The 16,413-nt window shown below is 44.6% G+C and carries 12 protein-coding genes; 8 read left to right on the forward strand and 4 right to left on the reverse strand.

Annotated features, from left to right (window positions below; all coding sequences use genetic code 11):
• Window positions 1-31 precede the first annotated feature (31 nt).
• Window positions 32-661: a cation transporter gene (locus tag MHM98_RS13680; protein ID WP_239439908.1), complete on the reverse strand. Its 630-nt coding sequence runs from the start codon at window positions 659-661 to the stop codon at window positions 32-34.
• Window positions 662-745: 84 nt separating this feature from the next.
• Between MHM98_RS13680 and MHM98_RS13685 the strand changes: the two genes are divergently transcribed.
• Entirely contained in the window at window positions 746-1,147 is a 402-nt protein-coding gene (locus tag MHM98_RS13685; protein ID WP_239439909.1) for a helix-turn-helix domain-containing protein, read from the forward strand.
• Window positions 1,148-1,152: 5 nt separating this feature from the next.
• On the opposite strand, the gene MHM98_RS13690 is transcribed toward MHM98_RS13685, so the two are convergent.
• The gene (locus MHM98_RS13690) at window positions 1,153-1,761 is read right to left on the reverse strand and encodes a hypothetical protein (RefSeq protein ID WP_239439910.1); all 609 of its coding nucleotides are present in this window, start codon (window positions 1,759-1,761) and stop codon (window positions 1,153-1,155) included.
• 137 nt (window positions 1,762-1,898) lie between these two features.
• Between MHM98_RS13690 and MHM98_RS13695 the strand changes: the two genes are divergently transcribed.
• From MHM98_RS13695 to MHM98_RS13725, 7 genes are all read left to right on the forward strand, one after another.
• Window positions 1,899-6,119 carry a DEAD/DEAH box helicase gene (locus tag MHM98_RS13695; RefSeq protein ID WP_239439911.1) on the forward strand — a complete coding sequence of 1,407 codons (4,221 nt, stop codon included), beginning with the start codon at window positions 1,899-1,901 and terminating at the stop codon, window positions 6,117-6,119.
• A 107-nt stretch (window positions 6,120-6,226) separates the two neighbouring features.
• Window positions 6,227-7,153 (forward strand): MipA/OmpV family protein, encoded by a 927-nt coding sequence (locus MHM98_RS13700; protein WP_239439912.1) that lies wholly within the window; start codon window positions 6,227-6,229, stop codon window positions 7,151-7,153.
• A gap of 9 nt (window positions 7,154-7,162) precedes the next feature.
• Window positions 7,163-7,567: a DUF3019 domain-containing protein gene (locus MHM98_RS13705; RefSeq protein WP_239439913.1), complete on the forward strand. Its 405-nt coding sequence runs from the start codon at window positions 7,163-7,165 to the stop codon at window positions 7,565-7,567.
• A gap of 14 nt (window positions 7,568-7,581) precedes the next feature.
• Entirely contained in the window at window positions 7,582-8,289 is a 708-nt protein-coding gene (locus tag MHM98_RS13710; RefSeq protein ID WP_275441606.1) for a response regulator, read from the forward strand.
• Window positions 8,289-9,575 (forward strand): ATP-binding protein, encoded by a 1,287-nt coding sequence (locus MHM98_RS13715; protein WP_239439914.1) that lies wholly within the window; start codon window positions 8,289-8,291, stop codon window positions 9,573-9,575. The genes MHM98_RS13710 and MHM98_RS13715 overlap by 1 nt, the downstream gene beginning before the upstream one ends.
• Before the next feature lie 73 nt (window positions 9,576-9,648).
• Window positions 9,649-11,775: a hypothetical protein gene (locus tag MHM98_RS13720; protein ID WP_239439915.1), complete on the forward strand. Its 2,127-nt coding sequence runs from the start codon at window positions 9,649-9,651 to the stop codon at window positions 11,773-11,775.
• A 2-nt stretch (window positions 11,776-11,777) separates the two neighbouring features.
• Window positions 11,778-13,940 (forward strand): hypothetical protein, encoded by a 2,163-nt coding sequence (locus tag MHM98_RS13725; RefSeq protein ID WP_239439916.1) that lies wholly within the window; start codon window positions 11,778-11,780, stop codon window positions 13,938-13,940.
• A gap of 25 nt (window positions 13,941-13,965) precedes the next feature.
• Here MHM98_RS13725 and MHM98_RS13730 read toward each other — a convergent pair whose 3' ends face one another.
• Together MHM98_RS13730 and MHM98_RS13735 are read right to left on the reverse strand one after the other, a co-directional pair.
• Complete coding sequence (locus tag MHM98_RS13730) at window positions 13,966-15,039, reverse strand: hypothetical protein (RefSeq protein WP_239439917.1); 1,074 nt, start codon at window positions 15,037-15,039, stop codon at window positions 13,966-13,968.
• Between the two features lie 82 nt (window positions 15,040-15,121).
• Window positions 15,122-16,273, reverse strand: a complete 1,152-nt coding sequence (locus MHM98_RS13735) for a nuclear transport factor 2 family protein (RefSeq protein ID WP_239439918.1) — start codon at window positions 16,271-16,273, stop codon at window positions 15,122-15,124.
• Window positions 16,274-16,413: the final 140 nt, after the last annotated feature.

Raw genomic sequence — 16,413 nt, forward strand, 5'->3', positions numbered from 1 at the left:
CTAAACGTTAAAGCGCTCTTGCCACGGCTCATCAGTGATGATGAGCTTGCTGCGCGTCTCGCTTCTCCGTTGTCGCCTGCTGAACAATTTTCCATGCTGAATTGAGAAATAGTACGGCTAAGAATGCTGCTACTGCCAGATCGATGTAGGCGGAGTTGGTGAACCACACACCAGATGCTGCGATAACGATAACGACGTTTCCTATGGCGTCATTGCGGCTACATAGCCAAACCGAACGAACGTTAGCGTCGCCATCTTTGTGTTTGCGCAATAGCCATACACTGAGTAAGTTGGCGAGTAGTGCGGCGATAGCTACTGATCCCATAGTAAGAGCGTGAGGCTCATTGAGTACAAATAAGCGGTAGATAGTGCCGCCAAAAACGATTAGCGCCATAATCACTAAGCTATAACCTTTAATGAGTGCGGCATTGCTGCGAATGGTAATGGACTTGCCAATTACCCATAAACTCAGGCCATAGGTAAGACTGTCGGCGAGAAAGTCTAGCGCATCTGCTTGCAAGGCTTGTGATTCTGCACCGATACCCGAAATCATTTCCACGCCAAACATGATGGCGTTGATGGCAATGACCCACCACAAAATGCGGCGATATTCTGCGCTCATTCCATCAAAATCTTTTTTGTGTCCACAGCAGGCTGACATGATTTTCTCCGTAGAAAAATACTGACAATAAGGTTATCTTAAAACCTCTAGTTACTAGAGGTTCAAGCTTTTGGGTGAAAAATTATGAAAAAAACTGAAGTCTATAGTATTGGTCAGCTAGCAAAGGCGACATCAATAAAGATCCCAACCATTCGCTACTACGAAGAAATCGCTATTCTGCCAGCCGCTAATCGCAGCTTGGGTAATCAACGACGTTATAGCGCGAAACATCTTCAGCGGCTTAAGTTTATTGGCCACTCACGCGCCTTAGGTTTTAGCTTGGAGGAGATCAAGCAGCTAATTCATTTGCAAGAATGCAGTAATCATTCATCGCATGAAGCCCATGCAATCGCGACCAAGCATTTGGTGGATGTGGAGCAAAAAATAAGCCAGCTACAGGCGCTGGCTCAGGAGTTATCTAATATAGTGGCGAGTTGTCATTGTGAAGATGAATATCACTGTCGCGTATTAGACGCACTTAATTAAAAAGCTTAGAACGAGAATGAGACAGTAACGCCACTGTAAACATCATCGAGCGCTTCCCAGTCTTCGCTGTCGATTTGCCTATAACGAACTTGGCCATTAATTGATATGCGATCTAATTTAATACCGCCGCCGATACCGACATAGGCATCGAGAGAATCGCTGCGGTGATAATGATTGTGGCCAAAATCGTGGTCATGATCATGATAGCGATCGTGATAGTAGTCATCGTCATCATAGTAATGATCGTGGTCGTGATAACTATCTTCATCCAAATGACCGCGGCCAAAAAGCTCCCCTAAATCGACACCCGCTTCGAGATAGAGAGATACATCTGAAAAATAACCGATTTTGCCGCCGAGTTCCCACGCTAGATAGTCTTCGACATTGAGCTTGGTGGTAACAATGTCTGCGCGTCCAAGCGACATGGAAATTGCACCACCAAAATTGCTGTCGTGTTGCTTAAAGTTAAAAGCCGCACCAGCGCTAGAAATATTACTTTCGCCATTGACTTCGTGAGTAACAAAAACTGATGTCGATTCATCTCTGTGGTCGGCAAAGCTCACGCCACTGATAAATAAAGAGAGAGCACTTATAAGGGGGAGCGTATTTTTCATAGTAAGACTTCCTGTGTTTTGGAAACAGAACTATAGGTTGCTGAAACTGAACGCCAGTTTAAGCGCGTAGATAAGACGGTGAAATATTTAAATAAACGCGATACCATGGATTTAATATTCAAATTTAGAACCTCAATATGTCGTTTCTTACTAACATTGACGTTGCCATCTACAAACACAAAGCCCTTTATAATGCTCTCGCTAGCGATCAACAGCTGGTGTTAAAAGTGTTGGCGGTGATTAATCATCGCTTGGGGCAAGCGAAGTTCAGACAGATCTTACAAGAGTTAAGCCACCTCGATGAATTCAATCGCATCAAGCTTCACAATACTTTTAGCCATGAAGTGCGCGATGAGTGGATAGTTCAAGATTTAGTTTCGGTAACCCAAGACGGCATTTTGCTAACCCCTTATTTGGCGGATGAACTGACGCGTGAAGCTTTAGATGAAGGAGCCTTTGAAGCCATTACTGAGGTTGTCGAACGTGTGCATCCTATGATGTCAGCGTATTCGTGGGGACGACCGAGTTACAGCAATACTCAGCGCATAATTCGCGATAGTTTTTATCGCAACCAATTTCAGCTTTGCGGTGAGTTATTTGAGTTTAATAAAGATCCACAACGCGTCGACGATCCTGCCTACAGCACCCTGATCAAACTGTGTTTCTACCCATTTCGCGAAGATAAGTTTTTGCAGTTGCCGCCGCAAATGGAATATGTGGCTTTTGCTAGCTTGTTGCGCAAACTACGAGAAGGGAATAAAGATCGCACAGAAGTCGTTGAACTACTAGCGTCATTGCAAGACAAGCTGTTTCCTCTCAATGACAATTTTCGATTGCTGCTAGCAGAGCAATACATTTATCAAAATCGTTTACAACAGGCGACGGCGCTGCTTGGACAAGAGCAATCGACCTACGGACTACAACTGCAGGGAATTCTAGCGGTTTTAAATGGTGAGATGGCTGTTGCTATCAATATTTTTCAGCAAGCGCTGGTGGCTAAAAATAAAATCTCTCGTCGCAAACGCCAATACATTGGCGAACTCAGTGGCTTATTTTATGCCTTTGCACTGTTGGAGCAAGGTAGCGATCAAGCGCCTGAACAGCTAACGGTATTGGCAAAGGAGTGGGACAATCAAGTTGAAGATCGCCGCTTTGAAAGTAGCTATCAGCAAAGTTATGCCTGTTTGCATCGTTTTAATATGGTGCTCTCGGGACGCGCTAAACAGCTGGAGCTTAGCGAACCTTACTCCCACATTAAAAATTATTCCTATAGTGTTTATGTCACTGTCTGCTGTCTTAGTTTGTTGTGGTCTAATCAACAACCTAGCGCGGTATTCCTTCGTCAATTAAGCGAGGCTTATCAGGACTTTGCTGATAATGGCGAGTGGCTATGGGCTAAAGTGGCCGCCGATGTTTTGAATCGGTGTCAGCAAGTTTTACCTGTCGCCCTTGATTGCCAAGACAATGGCATCAATCTTTCTCAAATTATTCGCCGTAAAGAGCAATGGGATTTAGCGCTTGAGCAATTGTTGGCGTTAGATAAAACGCCGACAAAGCCTATACCGAGTGACAAACAACAGCGCTTAATTTGGATATTACAGCATTCTCGCTATGGTGATGAGTTAGTTGCCAAAGAGCAAAAGCTGGGAAAATCTGGCTGGAGTAAAGGACGTACTGTTGCCCTTAAACGACTAGCCGATGAAATCACGACATTTGATTACTTATCTCCTCAAGATCACGATATTTGTCAGCAAATTAAAGCAACCTATGTTGGTGGCTATTACGGCAAAGAGCACTATGCGTTAGAAGGTGTTAATGCACTTCGTAGTGCGGCTGGCGCAGAGAATATCTATACCGAAGACGATTTAACAACGCCTATTGCTATTTCCGAGCGTGAACCTGAGTTAATCATTACTAAAAATAGTGACGGCTATTTACTGGCAATGAGTAACCTGCCTAGCGATTTAGATGATGGTGACAGCTGTTATTCACTCACTGAAATTGCCGCTAAAAAATACGAACTTGTGGTTTATGAGCGTAAACATCGGCAAATAGCTGAGATTGTCGGTGAAAGTGGCATATTGGTACCGGAAGAAGCCAAAGAGCGTGTGATGCAGAGTATTAAGGTTATTGCGCCAATGCTAAACATCCAATCTGATCTCGAAGGTATTAGTACGTCAGTCGCCCAAGTTAACGCCGATAATGCGCTCTATATCAACATTGAACAGGCAGGCGAAGGCTTGAGTTTTCAAGTGTGTGTTCAGCCATTGGGACCTGATGGACCTAGCATTGCGCCGGGTCAGGGCAATCCAATGTTATCGCAAGAGATTGGCGGCAAACGCCAGAGTACTCAGCGCAATTTAGATGCTGAGCGTCATCAATTATTTTCGCTGTATCAACATATTCCGCTGTTCGAACAAATGATCGATTCACGCCTGCTGTGTGACAGGCTCGATGAAGCGCTAGAAACTCTGCAAGATTTAGAGTCGGTGGTTAAAGCGCCACAAGACTTTGGTGGTTTATCGCTAGTGTTGCAATGGCCGAAAGGCAAGAAGCTTAAGCTGAGCGATCCTCAAGAAATGGCCCATCTTAAACTGGCGATTACCAAACAAAAAGAGTGGTTTAGCCTCGATGGCACTTTAACCGTGAGCGACGAGCAGGTATTAGCGCTTAAAGAGTTAATGGACTTACTCAAGCAAGGAAATTCACGTTTTATAAAGCTCGATGAACAGCAGGTGTTGGTGCTAACCAAAGAATTAGCGCAACGACTGCACGAAATCGAAAATATGACTCTCGACGGTAAGTTTCACGCCATTGCCAGCCCATTAGTCGATGTGGTGACTCAAGGCATGCGCATGAAAACACTTCATGCGTGGGAACGACAACGAGCACTGCTCAAAGAAGCGGAATCACTAACGCCAGAGGTGCCATCGACGCTGCAAGCACAGCTTCGAGACTATCAACTCGATGGTTTTGATTGGGCAATGCGCTTGGCACATTGGGGCGCTGGTGCTTGTTTAGCCGACGATATGGGCTTGGGTAAAACACTGCAAGCATTGGCAGTAGTGTTGGCGCGCGCACCGCAAGGACCGAGTTTAATTCTAGCGCCGACCTCGGTGTGTTTTAACTGGCAGCAAGAAATTGCCAAGTTTGCACCAACCTTAAAAGTGCACGTTTTTGGCCGCGATAGTCACATCGATGATCGCCAGCAGGTGTTAGACAAGTTAACTGCGTTTGATGTGGTGATTTGTAGCTATGGCTTACTGCAACGAGAAGGTGAGCGTTTGGCAAAAGTAGATTGGATTAGTGCGGTTGCCGATGAGGCGCAAGCATTAAAAAATCCAATGGCCAAACGCACGCAAGCGGCATTGGCGCTGAACGCAAAATTTAAAATGGTAACTACGGGCACGCCGATTGAGAATAATCTAACGGAATTGTGGAGCATTTTCCGTTTTATCAATCCGGGCTTATTAGGCAGTCAAAAACAGTTTCACAAGCGCTTTGCCCAGCTTATTGAAAGTAATGAAGAGAGTGATGCGGCTGCTAAACAGCGGGCTAGCTTTGGCTTACGACAAGTGATCGCGCCATTTATATTACGCCGCTTAAAACAACAGGTACTGACTGAATTGCCTGCCAGAACGGAAATCAATTTACCTATTGAACTGTCGCAAGAAGAAGTGACCTTTTACGAAGCGCTGCGCCGTCAAGCTATTGAGAACTTAACCCAAGAAGAGGTAGAGCCGGGACAGCAACACATCAAGATGCTAGCGGAAATTATGAAATTGCGCCGCGCTTGCTGTCATCCAAGCTTGGTGATGGAACAAAGCACTATCGAAAGCTCAAAGCTCAAGGTTTTTGATAAGTTGATGGTCGAACTGCAAGAAAATAATCACAAATGCTTGGTGTTTAGTCAGTTCGTCGGTCATTTACAAATTCTAAAACAACGTTTGATGGCCAATGGCATTAGCTTCCAATATCTCGACGGTGCAACCACTGCTCAGGCGAGACAAAAAGCGGTTAATGATTTTCAGGCGGGCGTTGGCGATGTATTTTTAATTAGTTTAAAAGCGGGTGGCTCAGGGCTTAACCTGACCGCGGCTGATTATGTGGTGCATATGGATCCGTGGTGGAATCCTGCGGTGGAAGATCAAGCAAGTGATCGCGCGCATCGCATGGGACAAACCCGCCCAGTAACCATCTATCGCTTTATTGCCAAAAACACCATTGAAGATAAGATTTTGTCGTTGCATCAACACAAACGCGATTTGGCCAATAGCCTACTCGAAGGCAGTGATGACCTATCGAAAGTATCAACAGAGGCAATGATGGCGTTGTTGCAAGAGTCTTGGACGGCTTAGACCAATGTTGATACAAACTGATACATTTACAAAAATACTGTTACGCATATTTCTAAACATTGTCGTTAGGATGAAAGCACAAGATAGGAACTAAGGAATACAGGACAATGAAACGACTACTGCTCTCATCACTTATTGCCATGGCCACGGCTGCACCAGCAGCTTCGGTATTGGCGGAAACTCAGGATACCGAAAAGAAAGAAAAACCAACGGTTGAGCACGAAAAGAAACACAAACACACTCATAATCACGACAGTGACGAAGACGGACGCGAGTTTAATATTCGTATCGGCTTCGAAGATGACGATGAGCACGAACATGATAGCGGTAATGTGCGTGATGGATTCTACCTTGGCTTAAGTGCTATTAGCAGCTTTGGCGATGATTTTCGCGATCCGTTACATGACGATAGTGACGCGGAATTTGAAACCGACATTAGTTTCCGCGCCCAAATTGGCGGCTTTTTTGTTGAATCACCGGGTTTGAGCTCTCGTCGTATACACGGTTTATACGCCCCGTCAGCTTGGGGTTATAACTTCTACAGCGACGATACTTGGGCGATGGATCTGTACTATGAGACCTCGGTGCGTCACATCGAAGGGCTTGAAGGTATTGAAAACCTACATCGCAGTAAACGCGGTGGTTTACGAGCAACAGGATATTTCGATTCAAGTCAGTTGCAAGTGATGTTCTCACCTTACAGTCCCGACAATGGTGACGAAGACGGTGTTGAGGCGTCAGTGTCTTACAACATGGAATGGCAGGTTCGAAATGTCGGCATTTATAGTGCAGTTGGTGCTCATTATCGCTCAAAAGACGTGATTGACAGCTACTCACACAAGCTCGACGGTTCAGAAGATTATGCTGGCGTTAGCTATTCTGCCGAAGTTGGCTTGGAATATCCGATAAGCACTGATTGGGTGTTTGGTGGTTTCGTTCGCTACGAAACACTGTCAGAGCGCACTAAAGCGGCTCGCAACGATGGTGTTAAAGATGGCACTCGTGCCGGTGTTCTTCTAACGTATGTGTTTTAGGACGGCGCCATGAAATCTATTGTAATGACAGTATTTGCCTTTTTAGTGACAGTTGGCTCATTAACTTCTGCGGCGCAGGCAATGCCGGCAACGCCAGATCCAAAACTCGTGGTACAGCCAGAACAATGCGTTGCTATGAAACAGGGCAACCCGTGTTTTGCAAGCGTTGAAATCGCGTGGAAAATGCCGGAGCAAGGCCACTATTGTTTGTATTCAAACATGCAACAGCAAGCGATTCGTTGCTGGAAAAACCACAATGCGGGCCAAGCGGAGTTTGAAGTTAAGGCAACCAATAATGTGGTATTTACTATCAGGCAAGCCAATGAAGAGTCCGTATTAGCTACCGGTTTAATGAAGCTTGCGTGGGTATATAAGAAAAAAGGTCAACCTCGTCGTTCTTGGCGATTGTTTTAACAAGGATTAAATAGTTGATAGAGCAAGATCACATACTGCTAGTTGAAGATGACATCGCACTCGCGCAGTGGATGCAAGATTATCTAATTGCCCGAGAATTTAAAGTGACTACTTGTCATCGCGGCGATGAAGCGGTGGATTTAATTGAGCAATTAAATCCCGATCTCGTGCTTCTCGACGGTATGTTACCAGGGATGGACGGTTTAGATGTGTGCAAAGCCGTTCGCCCTCAGTTTGCCAATCCCATTATTATGATAACGGCGCGTGACGAAGAAATCGATGAAGTGCTAGGGCTAGAAATGGGCGCTGATGACTACATGACTAAGCCTATTCGCGCCCGTGCACTACTGGCGCGCATCAAATTGGCCTTGCGTCGTCGTCCAAGTGTTGAGCAAACGCTTTCGAATCTTCACCAAGTCGTGCTTGGTGGGTTAATTGTCGATAATCAAAATCGCAGTGTGATCCTCAATGACGAAGCTATTAATGTTTCTTCTAATGAGTTCGATGTGTTGTGGTTGTTAGCGAAACAAGCGGGAGAAGTGGTATCTCGGGAATCATTAGTCGCAGACCTCAGAGGCTTTGATTATGACGGCTTTGATCGGTCTGTTGATCTGCGAGTCTCACGCCTGCGCAAAAAACTTGGCGATGATTCAGCCAGTCCTTATCGCATTAAAACCATTTGGGGCAAAGGCTACTTGCTCGCTAAGGATAGTTGGTCGTAATGCGCCGTCTTATTATTTCACTCATTGTTGTGTCACTGGTGGCGACTATCGGCTTAGGGCTGGTGTTCGATAAAGTGGTGGCACAGTATTTTATCAGTCATACCAAGGCAGATAATGATGCGATTAGCGAATTAGAAGTATTGGGTGAGCATTTGGCTAAAACGCTTAATCAGGTTGCTGAGCCCGCAGAGTTCGTCGAAAACTGGCCTGTGGCAGATAGCCATCAATTGTCGCTGCTCTCCGCCCAAAAACCGTTGTTGCCACAAGCGTTAATAAACGAGCTAGTTCACGGCAAAAGCGTGATGTTAGAAACAGATAGCGGCTTATCGCTCTATTTTCTCCTCAAAAACCATCAACAATTGTTAGTGCTACAAGCGCCGCCTTTAACCTCTCATGCCATTGATTCGTCGCTGCGGATTATTCTCACCAGTGCCTTTTATCTACTAATGATGTTATTGATGTTGGCGTGGCTTTATCCACTATTGCGCCGCTTACTCAAACTGCGTCAGGTGGCCAAAGCCTTTGGTGAAGGAGATTTGTCACAGCGTGTTAATGTGAGTTCGGTGACTTATATTCGTGATTTAGAAACAGAGTTTAACCACATGGCGCAGCGCATCGAAGATCTGGTGAGTGATGTTAAGTTACTCAGTAGCGCCGTATCTCACGATTTACGCACACCATTAGCTCGCATTCGCTTTGGCCTAGATACGTTAGCGGAAGAAGACGATCCGAAACTCCGTCAACGTTTTGAACAACGTATTAGCGATAACGTTGATGAAATGGTGGAGCTGGTGGAAACCCTGCTTAATTACGCGCGGTTAGATCAAGCTATGGTGAATTTAGATAAGCACCGAGTTGCTATCAGCCCTATTATCGACAGTTGTATTAAGAATAAAGCCAGCGACCAAATGTCGATTTCCACGACAGGTGAGAGCGACATAACAGTGTATGGTGATTCCGCCTATTTGATGATTTTAATGAATAACTTGCTGCAAAATGCGGTGAACTACGGTGAAAGTGAAGTTATGGTCGATATCACATCGGAAAGTGAGCAAGTTATTATTAGCGTAAGTGATGATGGTAATGGTATAGCTCCTGAAGATCGCGAGCAAATTATTAAACCCTTCATTCGTGGTAATGACAGCGAACAAACAGTCAAAGGCTATGGCATGGGACTCGCCATTGTCAGCCGTATCTTACAATGGCATCAAGGAAACTTAGCCATTTCACATTGCGAAAAACTCGGCGGCGCTAAGTTCTCCATCACACTTCCTTCACAATCCTAAATGTTAGCCAAGCGTCTTTGAAATAGCCGCCTATACTTATCGATTAACTTTACCAATTAAAAGGAAGTGATTGATGGATGAGTTGCGGGTGCTGGCGTTAGTTATCTCTTTTATTTCGTTAATTATTTGGATTGTGCGGATGCGCCGATTTAAACAAACGAAAAAGGAAGCGGAACAACGAGCTAAGCAATTGGTTACTGAGCTTGCTAGCGAATCAGAGTTGTCTGACGAAGGCTTTGAGACCATGCAGGCGTTTTATCAGCAATCGTTTTCCAATCGCGATCTATTTATGCTGTCTGGTGAACTTTCGATCACCCAATACGAAGCTCATGGTCAGGTGCGAGATAGATTGGTTATGCTTGATGGCACTCGTATTCATCTCCCTGAGCCTTTAGTTCCTTATGCAACCACTGACGATGAAGTGTCGATGCGTGGCATTATTCACCAAGATACTTTTTATCCCGCTGCTATCGATGGCTTGTGGCACGTGGTGGACGAAGCGTCGCAATTTGATGCTTATCAGCAGCTAGAAGCAGCCTATTTAGCGCCTAAAATCGGTGAAATTGCCGATATTGATTTATCCATTGTTGGTAGTCGCGAGTTAGATGAACGTGAGTGGCCACTGGTGAGAAAGCAAGGCGTTGGCGCGAAATGGTGGGGCTGGTTGTATTTTCTCGTGCTGATTTATTATGGCGTATATTGCTTTATGGCGGAGGGTGAGCTGAATGATTGGTGGTTTATAGTGCCGCTGCCAGTTGTGCTGTTGATTGGCCATCTATGGCATTGGTTAAGCTTTGTTAAAAACAACAGCCAGCAACGGCCTAAAGTATTAAAACTACAGGGCAAGGTGGTTAATCTTTCGATTGATAAAGCAAATACGGAGGTGGCAGAGCTATCATTTAATGACACCACTTTCGACGACAAACTCATTCGTTTTACCGTGCCACTTGCTTGGATTGATGATCGTATTGTGGGTCACTCGGTAACATTAGAAGCCGCTCGCATTGGTAAAGAATATCCTGCAACCTTGTCATTTAACGACCGACGTATCGTTGATTATCACGCCACTAAGCAGCAATCTAATCATCGCCAGTTTCTTTACGCTATTGTTTTTACCTGTTGTTTCGTCATGTTGTCCTTGGCAACAAATTGGAGCGAGAATTACCGTTGGCTGAGACAAGTAACGGGGCAGACGACACATCATCAAGTAGACAGTTATCAGGCCTTGCAGGCAGCGAATTTAATAAGCGGAGATCGCGTTACCTACACTGGCGATATGCGTTGTCATATAAATCCCCATAAGCCGATTTACGGTGCTCGCAATATGTGCCACTTCGTCAGTTTTAAGAAGCCGACAAGTGAGCTTGTATTGTCACCGCGCGCAAAGGCGGTGCTTAATGCGCGAGCCGCTAAGTTATTGATGCCAAGAAACTCGGCGATTATGCAGCGCAAAGCGCAGCTTTATTTAATGGCGCATAGCAAGGGCTATATCTCGCCGCGTGGCATTGTGGTGTTGGACAATAATCGGGTGCAAAAAATCGCTCAGTTTTTGGAAGATCACTGCCAAGAATTAAATCACTGTCAGGAGTTTAAGGCCTATTTTATTAAGAATTTTCGCGAGGGAGTGATTCAAGAGCCTGCAGCGAATGACGACGACATTTGGCGGGCCATTTTGGCCAATGAACAGCTTTATAACTTCTTCGCCCTAAGAACTCACAGTGATTATAGCAATCTGGTAAATCGGTTTTACGATACAGAGCTCCATATGATTATCATGCAAATCAATGGCGAGAAATCGCCGTTAACTGCAAGTTTTGGACGATCTAATCCAGAACTTAATAAGCAATCTGCTAACGCTCTCAGCGCGGCGTTAAAGGGCTTTGATCAAACTAAATTCGATAAAACACTCACCGCCATGCAGCAGCTAGCACAAGCGCAGCGTCAAGAATGGGTTTACCTTAATCAAATTCCGCAGTTAAACCGTTTGATATTCACTCCTCAACTTGCGCCGCAAGCGCAATTTATGCTGGATGCAAGAATGTGGATGTTAGCTGGCTTTTTGAGTCTTTATCTCGTGCATCTGTGGCGCTTTTTCAAGTGGCGCGACAAAGCCGACGCACTTTCGGATGCCGTAAATCGAGATATCGCCAGCAACAAACATGCATCTGAATTGCTTCGCATAGTGCAAGAGGAGGGATGACAATGGATTTTATGGAAACTGTCGATGCTGTATTTTCGCTAATCTTTGGTTTTGCATTTATTGTATTTGGTCTTGGCGGCGTAGTCACAGAGCGCCACCAAAAGCATAAACGCGAAAGAGAGTCGCAAACACCGCTAATGTCATATGCAAATTTAGAATCACGAGGAGAGATTACTGAATCAGAAAAGGAGGCACTGGAAGAGCTATATCGGATCGAAGTTGCCGATGACTCAATGTTTTTTGTTCAAGGGGATTATGAATATGACAGTGTTGAATTTCGTACAAGCCACGGTCTACCAACCTTAGAAATTGTAGACGTCACTGTGGTTATTCCTCACGCCGTCAACCCCATTCTCATGAACAATCAAGCTGTTGCTATAACGGGCGTTGTTTATGAAAATAGGTTATACCCATTGGCTATTGCCGATCAGTGGAAGTTATTTGATTTCTCTGATTCAGCGATTGAGCATGTCGCCAAGAAAAAGCGTAAAGCAGGCAGCACCCAACAACAGGGTGAGCGTGAAATTACACAAGCGGAATGGCAGGTTTTATTTAATCACAATTTTAGCTGCTCGCTAACATCTTGGGTGTTATTCGCGCTGTGTATTTATGTGGGAATTTTCTTCTGGGGTGCGGATGGCATAACCACGAGTTGGCAATTTATAGTGCCTGTTGTGGGAAGCCTTGCGTTTAATCTCGTATATATTTGGCTGGCTAAGCGTCATTTTAAAGGGCGAGAGCGGCCGAAAATTATTAACGCTCGCGGCACCGTGCTGGATCTTAAAATTCATGTCGGTGAACACGATAAGATAGACTTGGTTATCGGTAAGCAAACCTTTGTCATGCCGGTAAATTGGGTTACGCCCACACTGCAATACTCACGAGTGAATTTTAGCTATGCCGAGCTTGCTAGGCGAGAGCCTTATTTGTTGTCATTAGGCAGGCATAAATTAGTGGACGATGCCTTTGGTCAACGGCCTAAGAAAAGCTATCTAACATCACACTTTGTCTATTTGTCCATGTTATTAATCATGGTGTTTATGAATCTTGATTGGACGCAAAATTTGCGCGCGTTGCGACCTGTGTTAGGCATGACGGATCACTATCAGTTATCCACACCGCAACAGTTTTCGTCAACCAATTTTAAAGCAGGCGATACGCTAATTTACTCTGGAAAACTACGCTGCTTAATCGGCGACATTATTGATTTAACGCCAGTTTGTAATCACGTCGTGTTAGATGAGCCATCAAATGAAAAAGTAGATGAAATAGCGTTAGATAAATGGTCAATCGAGGCCATTGATGCTTTTAAATCATCCGTTTTCTATCCGCCCACTAAAGGTTATAAATACACTATGCTGGCGGTTAATCACATCAATTCCACCCGCAGCATGTATGCTCGTTCGACAACTGATATGTTGGTTTTCGATCGCTCCCGTCTGCAGGAACTGGCCAAGACTATCGATAAATACTGCGACGGCAGTGTTAGTTGCTTCGATCTCAAAGAACATCTATCGATAAATTATCACGCGCTCGTGAAAAAGCAGAATGCACACCAAAGTAAGGAGATTTCTGCACAGGTCAAAGAGCGATATTGGCAGGCGATGCGCAATGGCGAGCACAATGTTAATTGGATATTTAGGACAAGCAGCACATATACCTTGCTTGTTAATGCACATCGTCGCTATCTCGAACAAATGGCGTTGGATGAGCTTAATCAATTTGACGATGATGCCGTGATGCTAACCCTCGTTCAGAGCAAAAACAAAGATAGTTTTAATAAAATAAACCGACGTTTTCGAGAATTAATTCACAACCTATCAGCGCCTAACTATCAGACGCTGCAACTGGACATGGGGAACTACTCACAACAGAACATCGGCCAGTTAACCTTCGATTACCTTGATAAGCACAATCAAAGCCCTGTGTTTATTCAGGGAAAAACAAGCTCGTGGTTTACTGCGATTAATGTGTCAGTGTTTAGCCTAATCTTAATCGTTGTAGGCTATTTGATTCTATTTAATCGCTGCACCGCTTATTGGCAACTGCGCAGTCTTTTCAGCGACGATATTTATGCCGAGCGTGAGAACAACGCCGAAGCGCAGCGAATTATCGCGCAGGAAATTGCCCGTGTTAAACGAGAAGCTGAGCGCCACTCTGACTAATGCTATGCGTTAAGTATGAAGTGAGCTAGATACGGACATCTACTTGATGAACGCCATAGGCTTTACCTTGTTCTGTTAACGCGACACTCGTTCGAGTGAGTTTTGCTTGTAGCTCGTCGTTTTTGTCGTAGAAATTAAACGGAGTCGAGGTTGCTGCAAGATTAATAGCGTGAATGTCAGTATCGGCGAGGTTACGCCAACTTTCGCTGCCATTGGCGTCAACTTGCCAGATCTTTAGTTCAGAAAATGCCTCATCTTCGCGATCGAAAAAGCCATTGCCATTGCTATCGAGTGTGCGTAAATCGCTAAAACCATTGCCTGATTGTGGGCCAAATAGTTCGCTGCCATCATCGACTCGGCCGTTATTGTTTTTATCGTGAACTAAATAGCCGACATCTCCTTCGAACATTGGTAAACTGTCGATAACACCGTCGGAATTAATATCGACGTCGCGTTTTTGGCCGTTAAGCGGGCCGATGGCTTTTGGGCCAAATTGCAACAGTAGTGGATCTTTGAGGCTTATCGCTGGAATAGTAGCTTCAGTCATTGAAGTTCGCTGTTCAGACAGTGAGAATTCAAAGGTGGAGTGAAAGACTTTATCGTTAATTTTGTAGGTGCCGCTGGTGGAATAATTTAGTGATTGCGAATCGGTTACCGCATTCATTATGACCAATTCAGAATCTTCATCAAATGATTGACCAAAAGCCAGTACGGCGGTGCTAGTTGGTAATTCTTCAAGAGTTCCTTGGGCGAACGACTGGCCGGTGACTTCTATTTCATTAATCGCCTTGGCAAGAGCCTCGTTATCTCCCTCGATTTTTACATCAAACACTTCTTCGAGCAGGATTTTGGTGCGCAGAATATCCACAGATAGTGGGCGGGGGTAAATATGCTCAGGTGGTTCGCCTTCTTGATGGCTGACGGAAATTGCTTTGGAAGAAAAATCGACAACGTCCATCGCAATTTTTTGCGCGCCGCTCAACCCATCGCGGCTCGAATGCCTAGGATCGTCTTTTTTAATCTCAATAACGCGCTGACTGCGAGTCTGGCTTGCTTGATAATCTACTTTTGATTGCTGACTAATTTGCTCAATAGACATGGTCGATTCCCTGTTGATGATCTAATTAGGTTATCGACCATAAGTGTTATTTATTGAGCAAATATACCTCATTTAGATGTAACTAATTGTTAGCGTCTAATTGCTGTAGTTTTTCAATTATTTGCTTAGCAACCAAAGATGATGATTGATAGTTTTGGCCAGTGATGACACGACCATCGGTTATCGCAAAAGGTTTACCGCGTTCACCAATTTCAAAGTTAGCACCACGCAGTCGCAGGTGCTTAGTCATATCAAATGGAAAATGCTGGAAATAGTCCGCTTTGGTATTTTCAAATTTGGTTGGGTAGCCACTAATGCGTTTACCATCGATGAGGTATTTACCATTACTTAGTTTTAGGTCGGCAATGCCCGCCGTGCCATGACAAACCGACGATACTATGCCGTTGTGCTGTTCGTAGATCTCCATGCTAATGGCGGCAATTTGTGGGTTGTCGTGGACACCATACATGGCGTTGCTACCGCCAACATAATGCACTGCGCGGTAATCTTTGGCATTCACTTGTTGTGGTGTTTTAGTGTGAGCTAACGCATGCATAAATTGATGATCGTAAATGTATTTCTTGTGGCTCGGTAGCGATGTATCAATGTAGGCGAGGGAGACAGCACCGCCATCTGGGCTCATAAAGTCAACGGTATAGCCCGCCTTTTTGAATTCTTTGTAAGCATTTACTAACTCAGAAAAGCTAGTACCAGCTCGCATCTTTGAATCTCCGTGAAAACTATGGCTAGAAACAATAAACAGAATGCGCTTGCCGTGTTGATTAGATGCTGCTTTAGATGCGGTTTTGCCGATGATTTGCCATTGGTCATCAAGCTTCTTCAGTAGCATGTAATCGACAAATCGTGCTTGGCCTTTGGGGATCATGATTTCAACTTTGGCCATGGCGACATCGTCGGCGATATCAATTGAGATAATCTCACCAATTCGGCCAGTGAATTTACCGAGTTCTTTGTTTTCAAACCAGCTGCGATAGGTGGTGGCTGGTACTATCCAATGTGGCGCGTCTTTCTTTGTCAGATACAAATTAGCCTGTGGCGCGAAGGCGCGGTCGATTTGTTTGGGATTTGAATAGGAAGTGCCTTGAATATAATTATTCAAGGTGTTCTCAATTTGAATGCGATTATTTACTTCGTCCAACTCAGTTGACGATTCGGCAAATACGCTCACAGTGAATAAGCCAATAGCGATAAATAAAAGTTTTGATGAATGCATAATAGTTTCCTTGTTGAAGATTGTTTAGGAAACTATCTGACTAACCGCAGTTTTACATTAACGATATATAATTCAAGATTCCTAATTTATAAATTAGGAATCTTAGAGCGGAGTTTTTAGCTCCGCTCTACTATGGTAAA

Origin of the sequence: Psychrobium sp. MM17-31, assembly GCF_022347785.1 — a bacterium.
Classification (GTDB): domain Bacteria; phylum Pseudomonadota; class Gammaproteobacteria; order Enterobacterales; family Psychrobiaceae; genus Psychrobium.